Origin of the sequence: Slackia exigua ATCC 700122, assembly GCF_000162875.1 — a bacterium.
Taxonomy (GTDB): domain Bacteria; phylum Actinomycetota; class Coriobacteriia; order Coriobacteriales; family Eggerthellaceae; genus Slackia; species Slackia exigua.
In genome coordinates, this window is the sequence record NZ_GG700631.1 from 48,258 (window position 1) to 65,589 (window position 17,332).

A 17,332-nucleotide genomic window follows, 5' to 3' on the forward strand; every position below is an offset into this window, starting at 1 on the left:
GAGGGCCGCGTCGGGCCGCGGGCCCGCGGCCCAGCCGGCGGGCCTGCCGTCGAAGCAGTCCACGACGGCGCTCAGGTAGGCCTTCGAGCCGCACGGCAGGCGGAACTCGGTGATGTCGGTGAGCCACAGCTCGTCGGGGGAGTCGGCGCGGAAGTCGCGCCCGACCAGGTTGGGAGGGGCCTCCGAGATCTCCCCGGCGTAGGAGCTGTAGCGCCTGCGGCGGCGCCTCGCGTAGACGGCCCCGACGCCCTCCTCGCGCATGATGCGGCGCACGACCTTCTCCGAGACGAGGATCCCCCGCCGCCTCAGCCGGGCCCATATCACGCGGTAGCCCCAGGCCCGCCTCCCCTCCTCGGACAGGGAACGGACCTCGCGCCTCAGGTCGGCGTACTTGTCGCGCCCGAGCCTCGCCCTGTGGTACTCATAGGAGCTCTTCGATATCCTCAAGAAACCGGTGATCGAGCGGAGGGGCAGGCCGGTCGCCCGCCTCAATCTCTCGCCGAGCTCGCACTTGCTCCTGTTCGAGATCGAAGCCGGGTCCCACCCGCCCGCTTTTAGGTCGGCCAACACCGCCCTGAGCAGCAGGTTCTCTATCTGGGCAGGCTCAAGGCCCGCCAGCGGCCCGCTCCTCGGCGGCTCGTAGGTCCCCTTCTCGCGCTCGCTCGGCCCCATCGCGGCATCCTCCTTCGGCGCAGGCTTCGCTTCCCCCGTCGGCAGGATCCTACCACGCCGGCCCTGGAGCCTGAGCGGGACGCCGCGGTCGTGCGGAAGCCTTCCGGCCGCCCAGTTTCCCACGCTCACGCGACCGACGCCGGCGATCGCGGCGGCCTCGGCCTGCGTCATGCCCTCCTCGAGCGCCCACAGCGCCAGCTCGACGACCTTCCTGTCGTACATGCGGACCCCTTCCCGGACCTTCGCGGTCCAACTTTTTGTCCGCATCCCCGAACTTAAGAAATTCGGCATCAGCGACAAGAAGGAGCAACAGAGAGACAGGCGAAGAGCGACAAGGAGACAGAGAGTGCAACTTGGCTGCAACGTTTTCGATGCTGCATCCGTACCATAGGTTCTGCAAGAAGAGGGGGCTCCGGACGAATCGTCCGGAGCCCCCTCGCATGACGCGTCTCCGTCAGGCGCGGGCAGCGGCGTCAGGCCCCTGCGGGCCGCGCCGGGCTATTCAGCCCTGCGCCCGCGGAAGGCGAGGCCGAGCAGGCCTAAGGAGAGCAGGCCCGCGAGGCCGGCCCCGAGCGCCATGGCGCCCGTGCCGTCGCCCGTCTTCGGCATGGCCTTCTTGCCGCCGCCGGGGGCGGGCGCCTTGGGCTTCTCGTCCTTGGTGTTGGTGACGGTGAAGCCCTTGGAGGCGTCGCCCGTGACCTTGGAGGAGTAGCCCTCCACGGCGTCCTCGGCCACGGTGTAGGCGATCCTCTTGCCGTCCTTGAACGCAGGCAGGCCGTCGAAGGAGCCCTTCCAGTTATTGCCGGCGTTGAGCTTGAGCGACTTGCCCGCGTCCTTGCCGTCGGCGAGCAGGCGCACCGTCACCTCGCCGCCCTCGCCGCCGACCCATTTCTTCTCGACCGGGACCGACACGGTCTCGGGCCCATGGGCGTTGGTCAGCGTGTAGCCCGCCTTGGCGTCGCCCGCCACGGAGGCCTCGTAGCCCTTCGGGACCGAAACCTCCTCGACGGTGTAGGCGACGTCCTTGCCGGCCTCCTTCATGAACAGGCCGGTCCAGGTGTGGGTCCAGTTATTGGCCTCGGAGAGCTCGACGGGCGCGCCCAAGGGCTTGCCGTCCGCGTAGAGCTGGGCCTTCACGCTCGCGGGGCGGATCCCGTCTTGGTTGTTCGCGTCGGCCCACGCCTTGGTCACGGTGACCGAGGTCTTGCCGGGCGTGTAGGAGTTGGTTATGTCCGTGCCGTTCACCTCGGTGGCGTAGTTCGGGACCGCCTCCTCGGTCACCGTGTAGGCGTACTCGTGGCCGTCGGCGGCGTACTTGGGAAGGCCGGTGAACGAGTAGGCCCACGCGCCGGAGGCGTCGGGCGTCACCGTCCTGGAGTCGGCCTTCGCGCCGTCCCTCATCAGGTTCACGGTGATCGAGGCGGGGCGGACCCCGTCGCGGTCGTCGTCGTCGTCCCAGGACTTGGTCCCGGAGACGTCCACGGTCTCCTTGTTCGTGTTCGTGATGGTGAAGCCGGAGGCCGCGTCGCCGGCCACGGCGGTGCCGTACTTGGAGCTATCCACCCCCGACACCTCGGCCTCGGTCACCGTGTAGGCGATCTCGGAGCCGTCGGCGTTGTACTTGGGAAGGCCGTCGAAGGAGCCCTTCCAGCCGTTGCCCTCGTTCAGCTTGAGCTCCTTGCCCGCGACGGGATTGCCGTCGGCGAGCAGGCGCACGGTGACCTCGGAGCCCTTGGGCCCGACCCACTTCTTCTCGACCGGGACCTTCACGGTCTCCTTGTTGGTGTTCGTGATGGTGAAGCCGGAGGCCGCGTCGCCGGCCACGGCGGTGCCGTACTTGGAGCTATCGACCCCCGACACCTCGGCCTCGGTCACCGTGTAGGCGATCTCGGAGCCGTCGGCGTTGTACTTGGGAAGGCCGTCGAAGGAGCCCTTCCAGCCGTTGCCCTCGTCGAGCTTGAGCGATTTGCCGGTATCGGCGCCGTCGGCGAGCAGCCTGACCGTGACCTCGGAGCCCTTGGGCCCGACCCAGTTCTTCTCGACCGGGACCTTCACGGTCTCGGTGTTCGTGTTGGTGATCGTGAAGCCGCTCGCGGCGTCGCCGTCGACGGAGCCGTCGTAGTTCGCCACCGGGTCTTCCTTCACGGTGTAGACGATCTCGTCGGCCGTGCCGGCCTTGTACTTGCGCAGGTTGTCGAAGGTGCCCTTCCAGCCGTTGCCGGCGTTGAGCTTGAGCTCCTTGCCGGTGTCCGCGCCGTCGGCGAGCAGGTGCGCGGTCACCTCGGAGCCCTCGGGGCCGACCCACTTCTTGGTCACGTCGACGTCGACCTTGACGGGCCTGTCGCAGATGGTCTTGAGCGCGCCGCCCGCAGGCGTGACCTCGAGCGTGTACTCCTCGTCGTTGAGCTCGTATCCGTCGGGAGGCGTCTTCTCCTTGACCTTGTAGGTGCCCTGCGTGAGGACGCCCGAGGTCACGGTGCCGTCGGCGCCCGTCGTGAGCTCGAAGGTGGTGCCGTCGGGCGCGGTCACCGTGAACACGGCGTTCTTGAGCGGGATGGAGTTGTCGTCGCCGTCGACCTTGGTCAGCTTGATCTTGCTCGCCAGGTCGCCGCCGGCAGAGCCGCCGGAATCGGAAGACTTATAGGAAGCGCTGAATTCCTTATGAACCGCTGACGAGTCGACGGTCAAGTTGTTCTTGAGGTTCGTGCCTTTATTGTATGTCGTCTTGTAAATAAGACGGTACTGCTTGCCGTTCACGTTCCCCAGATTGATGGTGAACGACCGGCCGTCGGGAGCTATCTGAAGCTTGTCCGACAGGTCGATCGTCTGAATCACCTTGGTGGTATCGCCGTATTCGTCAAACTCCACTTCGCGAAGCACGAAGCTGTCCGCGATATAACGCTCGTCCCCGTTGCCGCCGGACAGGCTGTCGGAAATCACCAGGTTGGGAAGATTGGCTTTCTTATGGTTGATACGCGCCCACCACTCTGCCTGATCGGCATGGCCGTACACGCTCTGACCCCACTTGGACACATATTCATCTTGGACCGGCTTAGGACCGACGACCTTCACGCCATCGCTGATCGTTTGGGAATGACCCGCCACATCGGAATTGACCGTGACCGTGAAGGTATTCTCCTTGTCCTTGGTCACCTTGTCCTTGTCGAACTGGGCGGCCAGGTACATCGTGCCCTTGACGTTGTACTTGTTCTCCGCCGCCTTGGTGAAGGTGACGTGAACCTTGCCGCCCGAATCATTCGGTCCGGGAGTGACATGGGCTTTCGCCACGACGTTCCCATCGTCGTCCGTCAAGTCGAAGTCCCGCGCGGTCGTATCGGACGGGAACCTCATGTTGTCCGGGAGGGTGATATCGAAGTAGTCGCCTTCGTGGATGTTCGTCCCGGCGGCGCTGGCGTCCCAGTCCATCGCGAGGTAGAACCTGTCGGAGATGAAGATCTCGTGCGCTTCGGTCTTGTCGAGATTCTGGATCTGGAACTTCGTGATGTTGACGTTCACGGGAACGCCCCCATCGGCGAAGGCCGTCTGCAACGCACCTCCCGAAATGCAGATTCCGAGCGCCAGAACGACACTCAGCAGATAACAGAGCTTCTTCTTCATACCCATCCCTTCCTCGAATGGTCGTACCTTGCACATGGCGCGCTTCCGCACGGCCACGGCCGTTGCCTGCAACACCCTGCCGACCGCCTTCCCTCAAGAAAGCGAATCATCCTTCGGGCCGCGCAGGGAGGCGGCCCGAAGGATTATGCCCCGCCCGATGCGGTGAGAACGGGGCGTGATCTCCGCCGACTCGCATCATGCCGGGATGAACGCCCGCGGACCTCCCCTGCCGCGCCGTAAACGCCGCGTTGAGGAAGAGGGCCGGAACGACAAGATCCCGTCCGGCACGCCGGGGGCGACGGCGCTGCCGGAGATGGAGGGGGAGCAATATAGGAAAGGCGCGGAAGCCTCGGAGAAAAGTCGAAATATGCGTTGAAGAAGCGAAGGCCCGGGAACGAAGGCCGCACGCGGCGAATCCGAAGCGACGCACGCGAGCAGAACGATCGACGCGAACACGATGGCGAACGCCTTCATGCCCCCTCCTTCGCAGTAAAACAAGCGGCAGCCAGCCGCAACCCTTGAGAGAATCGCAGCTGGCTGCCATGCGAAAGGCCCTATAGCTTTGCGTCGCCGTCTTTCGACGGGTTTGCCATTATATTTGTGGGTACTATACGCCATTGTTGAATGACGTACAATGTCCTCCGGAAAAATGCACAGAAATGCGCGCCGAAGCGGATCGGTATCGGCCGCCGTGCGCGTTCGATATCGGAATCCGGGGAGTTCATGGATCCATCACAGACCACGCAGCAGGGAAGCGATCCCATACGTATCCTTCTTGGCATCAATCGTCTCTCCGACTATGAACGCGGGTTCATTCTGGATTCGAACATGCATGTCGGCATCGCGTTCGCCGGCGTCCTCATGGCGCTCGAGGCGTTCATGTTCATCAACAGCTTTGCCCTCTCGAGCCGCCCTGGTGCGATCGAGCATATCGGCATCGCTTGGATCATGCATCATCGCCTCGGCTACGCGACGCAGTTCGTGAGCGCAGCCGTCCTTCTCGGCGTCAGCCTTCGTCATGTCCTGGTCCGGCCATGCAGCCACGCCGTCCAAACGTTCGCTCTTGCGCAATGCCTGGGAATCATGCTCGTGCTCGGCACGTACGCCGCATGCGGCGATGTGTTCCGCGGAAACGGCCTCTATGCGCTGATTACCCAGATCGTCGCCCTCACCTGCATCTTCGTGATCCGTCCCGCGATCACCGTTCCCCTCACCCTCGTATCCATCGAGATATGCTTCATGTTCGCGAGCTACCGCGGCGCGCTTTCCCACGGCCTGATCGTGAACCTGAGCATGTTCTTCGCGTTCATCGTGATCGCCGCGTGCGTGCGCTATCTGTTCGCCGTGCAGAACGCTCAGCGAAGCGAGGCGCTCCTACGGCAGTCCAAAACCGATTCGTTGACGCGCGTCGGCAACGTTCGCCTGCTCAGGGAGGAAACCCTCGAACTCGTAGGGAGCACGGCCACGATCACGATTCTCGATCTCAACGATTTCAAGTCATGCAACGATCGCTGCGGACACGACATAGGCGATCGCGTGCTTATACGCGTCGCAGACGGGCTCGTCCAATCGTTCGGGAATGAAGGACGCTGCTATCGCATGGGCGGCGACGAGTTCATCGTGACGTCGACGACCCTTTCATACGCCGAGCAGAACGCCCGGCTGCTCAGCGCCCAGGAATTCGCGCGCAAAGCGATCGCGGACGAGGGCATCTGCCCGAAGGACATGGATATCTCGTTCGCGTTCGGAACCATCACGAGGCACATCGCGACGACCCGAGATCTGCGCAAGCTCGAGCGCGACGTCGACCGCCTCATGTATGTGGCGAAGAAATCTGGGACGACCCCCCCCCCCAGGCTCTTGACGACAGGATCGAAGAGGGCCTTCCGCGTGCGTAATGCGAGATGGATAATCTGGGCCCTGCGTTCCGCACGTCGAATCGCCTTTCCAACCGACGCGGATCGATGCGCGGTCCGCGGGATGCCGATCCGCAAGATGGACGCAGAAGATTCTTCGGGATGGGTCCTGATAGGGCCTAGAAGGCGCGATACCGTCCGTATCGCTGCGTGACCAGCTCGTCGGCGGACAGGTTGGACAGGTCTTCGAGCGCGCGCTCCACGAACGCGGTGACGCCGCGCGCCGCATCCTTCGGATTCTCGTGCGCAGGAGCCGGCCCTTCGGACAGCACGTCGTCGGCCACGCCTAGATCGCGCGCCTCTTCGGCGCTCATGCGCATGACGGCGGCGGCTTCGGCGGCGCGCGAGCGGTCCTTCCAAAGGATGGAAGCGAACCCTTCGGGCGACAGCACCGAATACACCGCGTGTTCCTGCATTGCGACCCTGTTGCCCATGGCCAGCGCGAGCGCGCCGCCTGAACCGCCCTCCCCCACGACGACGCTGACGATCGGAACGCGCAGCCCCGCCTGGGAAACGAGGTTGTCGGCGATGGCGTTGCCCTGGCCGCGTTCCTCGGATTCGGCCCCGCAGTACGCGCCCTGGGTATCCACCAGGCACACGACCGGACGTCCGAATTTCTCCGCCTGCTTCATCAGGCGCAGCGCTTTGCGATATCCCTCGGGTTGAGGGCATCCGAAATTGCGCGCGATGCGCTGCGTGAGGTCGGATCCCTTCTCCTGCCCGATGATGGTGACGGCGCGACCTCCTATCCATCCTATGCCTCCGACGATGGCGCCGTCGTCGCCGAACGCGCGATCGCCATGCAGCTCCACGAAGCCGCGCACCATCGATGCGATGTAGAACAGCGAGGTCGGACGATGGATATTGCGGGCAAGCTGCACGCTTTCCCATGCCTTGCCGCCCGTATGCCCTCCTTCGACGGGTTTTACATCGGGAGCATCGGCCAAGCCCTGACGGCGCAGCGCGCGCTGCACGTCGTTCGCGCCGCCTGCGATGCCGTCGAAGATCCCGCGGATGCGCCCCATCAGACCCGTCGATCGCCCCTGCGCATCATCGAGCGCCTCCCGTTCGCGCTGCACGGGCGTGCCGCAAAGCGCCGCCTCCACCGATTCGAACGTCGGCGCCTGACGGCTCCCATCGGCGCAGGGAGCAGCGGCAGGCTTTCCGCCGTCCGATGCGGCGTCGCACGCCCTGGGACGCGATGCATGGATCGCCAGGATATGGGCGAGGCGGCGACGCAGAGATGCACGCGGCACGATAGCGTCGATGAGCCCATGCGCAAGCGCGAATTCCGTCGTTTGGAAGCCTTCGGGCAAGTCCTTGCGAATCGTGTCCTGGATCACGCGCCTTCCTGCGAACCCGATGAGCGCATGGGGCTCGGCAAGGATGATGTCGCCTTCCATCGCGAACGATGCGGTCACGCCGCCCGTCGTCGGATCGGTGAGCACCGACACGTAGAGCAAACCGGCGCGCCCATGGCGCTCGATCGCCGCAGATACCTTCGCCATCTGCATGAGCGATGCCAGGCCTTCCTGCATGCGCGCACCGCCCGAAGCCGTGAAGATGACCGTAGGCAGACGATCGTCGGTCGCGCGCTCCACCGTGCGCGTGATCTTCTCCCCCACGACCGAGCCCATCGATCCCATCATGAACGACGGCTCCATGACGGCAAGCGCGACCGGCATGCCCGCGAGCAGCGCCTTGCCGCAACGCACGGCCTCGGACCTGCCGCTGCGCGTGCGCGCCCGTTCGAGCGTCGATTCGTATCCCGGAAAGTCGAGAGGGTTTCGCTCCTCGATGCCGTCGAACCATTCCTCGAACGTTCCTTCGTCGAAGACCTGGGCGATGCGTTCGTCGGAATCGAGACGATAGAGTCCCTGGCACGTCGGGCACACGCCGCCCGCCTCCATGACGAGCGCACGGTCATGCGACAGCCCGCAGACCGGACAGGCGCTCCAGACGGGATCGCGATCGAGCGCGGCCGTCGGGTCGAATTCGAAGCGAACCCAGATTTCGAGCGATTTGTCGTTCGCGAAGGGCGTAAGCGCAAGCGCGCCGGCCTTATGCATGATCGCGCGCGCGAGAGGGCTCACGCAGGCGTCGCGATGCGCGAAGAGCACCGTTTTCGCGCCGCTTTCGGCAAGCGCGGATTCGAGGCAGCATTCGTTCGAGAACAAGCGCTCGTCGAACGCTTCCCCGATGACGCACGGCTCGGCGATGCCCCCGTAGGTGAACGCCTTACGCTTGTCGGCGGTCGCCGTGGCGAAGACGGCATCGGCGCCCGCCTTCTTGCAGGCACGCGCAACGGCCTTGGCGGCATTGCCGAAACCGACGATGAGCACGCTGCCCGAGCCGGGAGCGGCAACGCTTGAAAGCCGATAGATGACCTGGGCGCGAGGTTCCCTACCCTCGACGGACACCGCGACGGCGGATGCGTCGCGCGCACCCTGGCCGTCGAGGGCTATGGTTACGTAATCAGTGCGATTCGATGCCATGATACTTCCTTCAAACCTACCGAACGGCCGTTACCCTTGACGCGCGATGACGTATTTCTGCGTCGCTTGCGCAGCCAGCACGTCTCCGACATACGCCGAGACGTCGGCCACGGCCATACGTGAAGAATCGCGTATGATGCGGACTTCGAGGCGCACCGTGTCGCCGGGATGCACCTGGGCGCGGAACTTCGCTTTATCGATGCCGGTCAGAAAGCCGATCGTGCCGGCCCGGCCCCGTCCGGACAGCACGCAGCACGACGCCGCCTGGGCAAGCGCTTCCATGAGAATGACGCCTGGAAGCACGGGGTGGCTGGGAAAATGGCCGGCAAACAGCGGCAACGCCGGATCGACATCGAGTTCGGCCGTAATCGAGACGCCGGGCTCGCACGCAAGGATGCGGCTCACCCATATGAACGGATCGCGATGCGGCAGCAGCGCCTCGACGCCTGCGCGGCCGCAGGGAAACGAGACGGCGGGTTCCGAAGCGGGTTCCGAAGCGGGTTCCGAAGCGGGTTCCGAGCCGGACTCTCGAGACGCGGTGCGTTCGCGAGCCTCGACGCGCACCGAGGATTCGGCGGGCGCACCCTTCGCCTCCCGATCCGGCATTTCATCTCTCAAGCGGTTCTCTTCCATCGATAGGCCTCCTTGACCGGTCATGCAACGTACGGAGACAGGGCCAAGGTGGCGTTATGCCCGCCGAAGCCGAGCGAATTCGAAAGCGCGACCTTTTGGCGATAGCCCGTGACCGGCGCATTCGACACGCGCACAGGACATGCGGGGTCGGCGTCGCAAAAGCCGGCCGTCGGCGGCACGACGTCGTGCTCGAGCGCGCACGCCATGACGACGGCTTCGACGGCGCCCGTGCCACCGAGCATATGCCCCAGCGCGCCCTTGACCGACATGACGGGGATCTCGGACGCGCGATCGCCCGCCAGCAGGCAGAGCGCCGTCGCCTCGGTCAGATCGTTCGCATGGGTCGACGTGCCGTGCGCGTTCAGATGACCCAGATCCTCGATGCCGAACCCGCCCTCGGCGAGCGCCTGGGCCATCGAACGGGCAACGCCTTCGCCCGAAGGGTCGGGAGCCGTCATGTGGTGGGCATCGCCCGTCGAACCGAAGCCCGTGACCTCGCAGACGATCCGCGCCCCGCGCGCGCGGGCATGATCGAGGTCTTCGAGGACCAGGGCACCGGCGCCTTCGCCGGGCACGAAGCCCGAGCGGTTCGCATCGAAGGGACGCGAAGCGATGCGCGGGTCGGTCTCCTTGGTGATGGCCCCGAGGTTCATGAAGCCCGCAAGCGCCATCGGCGCGATGGATTCCTCGGAACCGCCTGCCAGGACCATGTCGGCGCGACCGGACTGGATCAGGCGAAACGCGTCGCCTATGTTATGGGTGCCGGTCGCGCACGCCGTCACCGTGGATGTGCAGGAACCGCGCAGGCCGTAGCGGATGGACAGGTGCCCGGCGGCCATATTCTCGATCATAATGGGGATGAACAGGGGGTTCACCTTGCGTGCACCCTGTTCGGCAAGCACGGCCGACTGCTCTTGGAAGATATGCAGGCCGCCGATGCCGCTGCCGAACGTGCAGGCGAAGCGCGTCAGGTCCTCGGCCTCGAGGTCGATCCCCGATGCCGCCATGGCCTCGTCCGCGGCGATGATCGCATACTGGACGAAGGGCGCGAGCCGGCGCGCCTCCTTCTTGGAAAATCCCGCCTCGATCGGGTCGTAGCCGGGGATGCGCCCGGCGACGGCGACACGGTATTCCTCGGCCATATCGCTCGGAAGCGCGGTGATGGCGGTTTCGCCCGACATCACGCGATCCCAAAGGGCATCGACGCCGAATCCTGCAGGAGAGACGGCTCCCATACCGGTCACGACCACGCGACGGGGATTCGTCAGATGGCGCGCGATGGATTCCTGGTCGCGCCGCGCACGGGCCATGATCTCGGCGCCGCTTGCGGCGTTCGGCGCCTCGGAGGCGGGAATGTTCGTTTCGCTCATGGGCGATTCTCTTTCTCTCAAAGAAGGACGTTCGATGGAAACGTTCGATGGAAACGCTAGACTGCCATGCCGCCATCCACACGAATGACCTGGCCGGTTATGTATCCCGCCGCCTCGCTTGCAAGGAAGGCGACCGCGGCCGCGACATCCTCGGGACGGCCGAACGAGCCGAGCGCGATGCGCGAGACCGCGCTTTCGCGGATCTTCTCGCCCAGATGCGCCGTCATGTCGGTCTCGATGAATCCCGGAGCGACCGCGTTCACCGTCACATGACGGCTTCCCAGCTCTTTGGCCAGGCTTTTCGTCATGCCGATGACGCCGGCTTTGGACGCGGCGTAGTTGATCTGCCCGGCGTTTCCCGCAATCCCCACGACGCTCGACACGTTGACGATGCGCCCCGAACGTTGACGTGCCATGATCGGCGCCGCATGGCGCATGCAGTTGAACGCGCCTTTGAGATTGACGTCGACCACGCGGTCGAAATCATCCTCCTTCATGCGCATGATCAAACCATCGCGCGTGATGCCGGCGTTGTTGACCAGGACGTCAAGGCGTCCGAAACGGGCGCGCACGGCCTCGACGAGCTCGCGCGCCTCATCGAAGCCCGCCACATCGGCAGCGAAAGGCTCGGCCGCGATGCCGTACGCGCCTTCGAGCTCGTCGCAGAGCGCCCGAGCGGCCGCGGCGCTCGAAGCCCCCGAATGATTGACGGCGACGTTCATGCCCGTTCGCGCCAACGCATGGGCGATCGCCGCTCCGATGCCGCGACTGCCGCCGGTGACGAGAGCCGTCGCGCCCGACGTTTCGCCGTGACCGCGCGATGCGGCGGGCGTGGGCGCGCCTGCAGGGGCCGAGCGGACATTCAGCGTCTCTTCCATGGATGCTTCCTTCCTCGCGTCGCTCACGCCACGAAGGCGTCGAGTTCGTCCCGCGTGCCCATGCGTTCGCGCATGAGCGTTGCGTCTATACGTTTCACCAGGTTGAACAACACACCGCCGAAGCCTGCTTCGATAAAGCGCGTCTGGCCGCGCGCTCTGAGCGTGCGGATGCCGTCGTCGAAGCGCACCGGAGAGACCAGATGGCGGGAAAGCCGATCGGCCGCCTCGCCGGCGACGAAAGGGGTCGCATCGGTGTTGCATATGACGGGGAAACGCGGCTCGGCGAAGGACGTTTTCTCGCACCAGGCACGCAGCTCATCGGCCGCCTGAGCCATGAGCGGGCTGTGAAATGCGCCCGCGGTGTTGAGCCGTCGCGCACGCATGCCGAACTCCCGCACCCGCGCCTCGGCCCGGCCTATGGCCGCCGCGTCGCCCGAAACGACGATCTGGCCCGGACAGTTGTAGTTTGCAGGCACAAGCACGCCGTCTTCCGAGCAGGCGGCGCAGAGGGCACGAACCGCCTGTTCATCGGCACCGATAAGCGCGAGCATGGCGCCCGGCTGCGCCGCGCATGCGCGCGCCATGGCATCCGCGCGCACTTTCAAGAGAGAGAACGTCTGCTCAAGCGACAGCGCATCCGCAAGGCAAAGCGCGCTTATCTGGCCGAGCGAGAATCCGATGGCGCCTGCGACGTCGAGCCCACGCGCCATAAGGGCGCGTCCGACGCCGACGGACAGGGCGACGGTCGCCGCCTGGGATGCGCGCGCCTCGTCGATGCGTGCGGCATCGTCGCCCTGCACGACGGCCGCGAGGTCGAGGTCGAACGCGTCGGAGGCGCAGGCGAAAGCCTCCTTCACTTCGGGCTCGTCGAGCAAGTCGGCTCCCATGCCCGGCTTCTGGGCCCCTTGGCCCGAACACATGATCGCTGCCACTTCTCGCCGCCCCCTATCCGCGCCATGAGCGCGTCGCATTGCGTTCCAGACGGGTGCCGAGCGCGCACGCACCCCATGCTTCGCATCCCGCCATCAGGTCATCCATGATCGCCGCGGCGCTCTGCCGCGCCTTCACCAGACAGGCCGACTGCCCAGCCATCATCGATCCATCGTCGACATCGCCGTCCACGGCGCGCTTGAGCGATCCCGCAAGGCGAAGCTCGACGTCGGCATCGGTCGCAGCGCGATCGAGCTCGAGCGCACGCACCTCGCGCGCCCACCGGTTCTTGAGCTGGCGCACAGGATGGCCTCCCCCGCGACCGGTCACGATCGTGTCCGAATCCTTCGCCGCGAGGACGCGGTCCTTGTAGGCATCTGCGACGAGGCATTCCTCGGCGCAGAGGAACCGAGTCGCGACCTGCACCCCTTCGGCTCCGAGCGCGAAGGCGGCGACCATGCCGCGGCCGTCCGCGATGCCGCCCGCCGCGATGACGGGAATGGATACGGCCTCGCAAACCGCAGGCGTGAGCACCATGGTCGTAAGCTCGCCGATATGCCCGCCGGCCTCGCAGCCTTCGGCCACGACGGCATCGGCGCCCAGACGCTCCATGCGCCGCGCGAGCGCGCACGAGGCCACCACGGGAATCACTTTGATGCCGGCCTCGTGCCACATGCCCATATAGGCAGACGGGCTGCCGGCGCCCGTCGTGACCACGGGAACCTCCATGTCGCAGACCAGGCGCGCCACGTCGTCGGCATGCGGATCCATGAGCATCACGTTCACGCCGAAAGGACGCTTAGTCAGGGTCCGCGCGAGCTCGATCTGCGCACGCACCCAATCGAGAGGCGCGCCGCCGCAGGCGATGATGCCGAGCCCGCCCGCGTTGCTGACCGCCGCGGCCAAGCGGGCGTCGGCGATACGGGCCATGGCTCCTTGGACGATCGGTCGTTCGATGCCGAGAAGCTCGGTCACGCGCGTACGCATCGCATGAGCCTCCTACGCGTTCAAGCCGTCGATGTAGCCGACCAGCTGGCCGACCGTATCGATGCCGTCAGGCTCGCCGAACTCGATGCCGAGCTCGTCTTCGATGGCGCAGACGACCTCGGTCATGTCCAGGGAATCGATGCCGAGCGCATCGAGCGTGGCATCTTCGGTCACCTTCTCGGGATCGATGTCGAGGGTGTCGCTGAAAACGGTCTTGAGAGTGTCGAGAGTGGCCATGAAGGCCTCCTTTCATGATTTTGAAGACATGCGCATCCAAGCCTCGGCGCACGGCGGGATTCAGGCTGCGGCCGGGCGGTGGATGGATGCGGTTTCGGTGCTGCAGTTCGGTGCTGCAGCTCTATGGGGAACGGAAACGAGATCGTGCAGAACGCTGGGGCCGGGCAACGCGCCAAGCGGCGCGGGTTTCGAAGACACGCATCGGACGGCGCACGTCCTTCATGGGCGAAACGCTAGCAGGCGACGTCCGCAGCATCGACGCGGTGCGCTGCCGGAGCGGTGCGCAGCATCTCGTTCTCCTTGTCGAAGAATTCCTTGATGCGGCGGACCGAGCGCAGAAGCGCGGCTTCCTCGTCGGCGTCCATGCCGTCGAGAATGGAATCGATCATCCGCGCATGGAACAGATCGTGCGCGCGCACGGCCTTGCGGCCGCTCTTCGTGAGGTGCAGCAGCACCTTGCGACGATCCTCCTGACTCGGAACGCGCTCGACGTATCCCTTGCGCACCAGCCTATTCACGGCTGCGGTGACGGTCGCCGCCGTCACGCTCAGGCGCTGGGCGACCACGGTCACGGGCGTCTTGTCGTACATGCCGACCGCAACGAGGGTATGCAGCTCGGACATCGTGAGACCCGCCGTCAGCCGAAGCTCGATCGAACGTTCCTCGATGCTCATGATGGAATTGAAGGTCGAGGTGAGAAGATCATTGACAAGCGCTCGATGCTCCTGCTCAGCCGTACGTGGTTCCATCTCGTTGCCAGCCCTTCCGATCGACGTCGCTGCGCGCGCCCGTTGCGCCCGCAAAGCGGGAAATGCACGGACGGTCATTCTACCAGGCTTTGCATACACCGACGCCCAGAGCCCCGATGCCGAGGTGCGTCGCCACGGTCGCGCCGCACGAGGCGCAGCCCGCATCCACGAAGGCGATGCCTGCATCCGCGAGCTCCCGTCTCACGCGTTCCACTCCGTCGGGATTGCGCGTATGGCAGAAGCGCACGATCTGCGTGCCTTCCGAGCGCGTGCGTTCGGCGATGAGATCGACGTACCCCTTGACCACCCCCTTCATGCCCTTGGCCTTATCGTGGGGCTTAAGGGCGCCGACCTCGTCGAACGCGAAGACGGGCTTCACATTGAGAAGGGATGCCGCGAAAGCGTCGCCCTCGGACAGACGTCCGCCCTTGATCAGGTTGTTCAGCTGATCGCAGGCGATGAAGAACCGCACGTTCCCGATGTTTCGTTCGACCTCCGCGCAGGCCTCGTCGAAGGATGCCCCCGAATCACGCAGGTCGCAGGCGCGACGGAGCACGAGCCCCATGCCTGCGCTCGCGCTATGCGTGTCGATGACACGCACCTCGATGCCGGCATCCGCGGCGGCCAGGCACGCGGACTGGTACGTTCCCGAGAGCACGCTCGCGATGGTGAGCACGACGACCTGACCGTACCCCTCCCTTGCCAGCGTGTCGAACGCTTCCGCGAACTCATGGGGCGAAGGCTGGGACGTCTTGGGCAGATGCTCGGCGGCGAGCATGCGGTCGTAGAAATCCTCGGTGGAGATCTCGGTCTGGTCGCGCAGCACCTCCCCATCGATCTCGATGTTCAAAGGAGCGAGGACCACCTGGCGTGCGGCGCATTCTTCCAGCGTCCAGTCGACGGTCGAATCGCTCATGATGGCAAAGCCCATAGAGCCTCTTTCTTACGTATCTGCGATGCATTCGAAGCGGTGTTTCCGGCGCCCCCATCGGGGTTGCACCGTATTCGCCGGATCGATGCGCTTCGCCGGACTCGTTTGCAACCGATCCCGATAGCCGCATCGCGCAATCATTTTTATTTGATTATTAAATATTTATACTGTCTAAACAATTAGGAATACTAGCATCGAACGAGAATCGCGCAAGCGAAGGATTCGTGAATATGGACGTTCCTTGGAGCGCACGCGTGCGGGATGACGAGCTCTGCCAGAACCGTAGCGTAATCCGATGCGGCTGGAGCACGGGCGTGCGGGAATGGCGAAGAAAGCCTTACACCGTTCGCCGAATCGCTCGATTCGGCGATTTCGACGGTCGTCAGAGAAACGCACTTGAAATACTATGTGTCCGTCCGTTTTTTCGCCAAAAGGAGGCTGGATCCATGACAGGTATACCGCTCATCATCGCGTTCGTCTGCGCGATCGTATTGATGATCGTGATGATTTCGAAGCTTAAGATCCACCCATTCATCTCGATCATGCTGGTATCGCTGGCGCTCGGCCTCGTGGGAGGCATCCCGCTCGTCAACGCCACCGCCGAAGACGGCACCGCCATCAACGGCATCGCCACGGTTATCGGGCAGGGCTTCTCCGGAACCTTCACAAGCATCGGCATCGTCATCATCCTGGGCGCGCTCGTCGGCGCCATCCTCGAGGCGACGGGCGGCGCGTTCAAGCTCGCCGACATGGTCATCAAGCTCGTGGGCGAGAAGCACCCCGAGATCGCGATGGCGATCATGGGCTGGGTCGTGTCCATCCCCGTGTTCTGCGACTCGGGCTTCGTCATCCTGAACCCCATCCGCAAGGCCATCGTCCAGCGCACCGCCGCATCGAGCGTCATGCTCACGGTCGCGCTTTCGGCAGGCCTGTTCATCTCTCATAATCTGGTTCCGCCCACGCCCGGCCCCATCGCCGCGGCAGGTGCCCTCGGCCTTGAGGACAACCTGCTGCTGGTCATCGGCATCGGCATCCTCGTGTCGATCCTCCCGCTCATCGCGGGAATCGCCTACGCACGCTATATCGGCGCGCGCGTGAAAGCCAAGGACGAGACCGACCCCGAGCTCGCGCATGAGCTGTACGAGCAGATCATGAAGGAAGTCGGCAAGCTTCCGAGCGGCCTTTCCACGCTGGCCCCGATCATCGTCCCCATCCTGCTCATGGCCCTGGGCTCGATCGCCAACATGGCCGGCTGGACCGGCATGCTCAAGAGCCTCTGCACGTTCTTCGGCACGCCGATCATCGCCCTGTCCATCGGCGTCGTCTTCGCCGTGCTCACGCTTTCCCAGATGCATAAGCTCGATTCATTCTACGATCTGGTTCAGGATACGCTCAAGACGGTCGGTCCCATCCTGTTCATCACCGCTGCCGGCGGCGTGCTGGGCAAGGTCATCGCAAGCACCGATATGGTCCAGTTCATCAGCGACCACGCCAACGCGTTCGATGCGCTCGGCATCTTCTTCCCGTTCCTGCTGGCCGCCATCCTGAAGACCGCCCAAGGTTCTTCCACCGTCGCCATCACGACGACCGCCGGCATCCTCGGCCCCTTGATGGCGACCCTCGGCTACACCACCCCGGTCGGCGCCGCGCTCGTCGTCGCCGCCATCGGTTGCGGCGCCATGACGGTCTCGCACGCGAACGACTCCTATTTCTGGGTCGTCACGAGCTTCGGCGGCATGGAGCCTGAGCAAGGCTACAAGACGCAGTCCGCGGTCACGGGACTCATGGGCGTCGCCGGCATCATCGGTGTATTCGTTCTTTCCCTCGTTTTCGGCATCTAGCGTTCGGGCCGCGCGCCATGCAGGCCGCGCGGCCCATGTAGGCCACACGCGTCATACGGCTGTCGCCGTCCACGC

General features: G+C 64.9%; 13 protein-coding genes and 1 riboswitch. Of the genes, 2 read left to right on the forward strand and 11 right to left on the reverse strand.

The features are described 5' to 3' along the window. Together HMPREF0762_RS09330 and HMPREF0762_RS06375 are read right to left on the reverse strand one after the other, a co-directional pair. Window positions 1-894, reverse strand: an 894-nt coding sequence (locus HMPREF0762_RS09330; protein WP_040619359.1) for an IS3 family transposase, incomplete at its 3' end; no start/stop codon positions are given. Window positions 895-1,170: 276 nt separating this feature from the next. Further along, window positions 1,171-4,290, reverse strand: coding sequence for a Cna B-type domain-containing protein (locus HMPREF0762_RS06375; RefSeq protein ID WP_115314258.1), 3,120 nt, complete (start codon window positions 4,288-4,290; stop codon window positions 1,171-1,173). Between the two features lie 525 nt (window positions 4,291-4,815). Then, a riboswitch (cyclic di-GMP riboswitch) is annotated at window positions 4,816-4,891 on the reverse strand. A gap of 122 nt (window positions 4,892-5,013) precedes the next feature. Here HMPREF0762_RS06375 and HMPREF0762_RS06385 point away from each other — a divergent pair. Continuing rightward, on the forward strand, window positions 5,014-6,360 hold the full coding sequence (locus tag HMPREF0762_RS06385; RefSeq protein WP_245935540.1) for a GGDEF domain-containing protein: 1,347 nt from the start codon (window positions 5,014-5,016) through the stop codon (window positions 6,358-6,360). Here the strand turns inward: HMPREF0762_RS06385 and HMPREF0762_RS06390 are convergent. The 9 genes from HMPREF0762_RS06390 to HMPREF0762_RS06430 all read right to left on the reverse strand — a co-directional run bounded on the left by HMPREF0762_RS06390 (window position 6,326) and on the right by HMPREF0762_RS06430 (window position 15,416). Continuing rightward, on the reverse strand, window positions 6,326-8,701 hold the full coding sequence (locus HMPREF0762_RS06390; RefSeq protein ID WP_006362723.1) for an acetyl-CoA carboxylase carboxyl transferase subunit: 2,376 nt from the start codon (window positions 8,699-8,701) through the stop codon (window positions 6,326-6,328). The genes HMPREF0762_RS06385 and HMPREF0762_RS06390 overlap by 35 nt on opposite strands. Before the next feature lie 30 nt (window positions 8,702-8,731). Further along, window positions 8,732-9,334, reverse strand: a complete 603-nt coding sequence (gene fabZ / locus HMPREF0762_RS06395) for a 3-hydroxyacyl-ACP dehydratase FabZ (RefSeq protein WP_245935539.1) — start codon at window positions 9,332-9,334, stop codon at window positions 8,732-8,734. Between the two features lie 20 nt (window positions 9,335-9,354). Next, entirely contained in the window at window positions 9,355-10,704 is a 1,350-nt protein-coding gene (gene fabF / locus HMPREF0762_RS06400; protein WP_006362725.1) for a beta-ketoacyl-ACP synthase II, read from the reverse strand. A gap of 56 nt (window positions 10,705-10,760) precedes the next feature. Next, a complete protein-coding gene (gene fabG / locus HMPREF0762_RS06405; protein WP_040619364.1) occupies window positions 10,761-11,582 on the reverse strand; it encodes a 3-oxoacyl-[acyl-carrier-protein] reductase in 822 nt (273 codons plus the stop codon). A gap of 23 nt (window positions 11,583-11,605) precedes the next feature. Then, a complete protein-coding gene (locus tag HMPREF0762_RS06410) occupies window positions 11,606-12,553 on the reverse strand; it encodes an ACP S-malonyltransferase (protein WP_282644810.1) in 948 nt (315 codons plus the stop codon). Further along, complete coding sequence (locus HMPREF0762_RS06415; protein WP_006362728.1) at window positions 12,528-13,499, reverse strand: nitronate monooxygenase; 972 nt, start codon at window positions 13,497-13,499, stop codon at window positions 12,528-12,530. The genes HMPREF0762_RS06410 and HMPREF0762_RS06415 overlap by 26 nt, the downstream gene beginning before the upstream one ends. Window positions 13,500-13,511: 12 nt before the next feature. After that, window positions 13,512-13,736, reverse strand: coding sequence for an acyl carrier protein (locus tag HMPREF0762_RS06420; RefSeq protein WP_006362729.1), 225 nt, complete (start codon window positions 13,734-13,736; stop codon window positions 13,512-13,514). A gap of 233 nt (window positions 13,737-13,969) precedes the next feature. After that, window positions 13,970-14,485 carry a MarR family winged helix-turn-helix transcriptional regulator gene (locus HMPREF0762_RS06425; RefSeq protein WP_009076150.1) on the reverse strand — a complete coding sequence of 172 codons (516 nt, stop codon included), beginning with the start codon at window positions 14,483-14,485 and terminating at the stop codon, window positions 13,970-13,972. Between the two features lie 79 nt (window positions 14,486-14,564). Next, window positions 14,565-15,416 carry a DegV family protein gene (locus HMPREF0762_RS06430; protein WP_006362732.1) on the reverse strand — a complete coding sequence of 284 codons (852 nt, stop codon included), beginning with the start codon at window positions 15,414-15,416 and terminating at the stop codon, window positions 14,565-14,567. Window positions 15,417-15,862: 446 nt separating this feature from the next. Here HMPREF0762_RS06430 and HMPREF0762_RS06435 point away from each other — a divergent pair, with 446 nt between their 5' ends. Further along, window positions 15,863-17,257, forward strand: a complete 1,395-nt coding sequence (locus HMPREF0762_RS06435; protein WP_006362734.1) for a GntP family permease — start codon at window positions 15,863-15,865, stop codon at window positions 17,255-17,257. The last annotated feature ends 75 nt before the right edge of the window (window positions 17,258-17,332 follow it).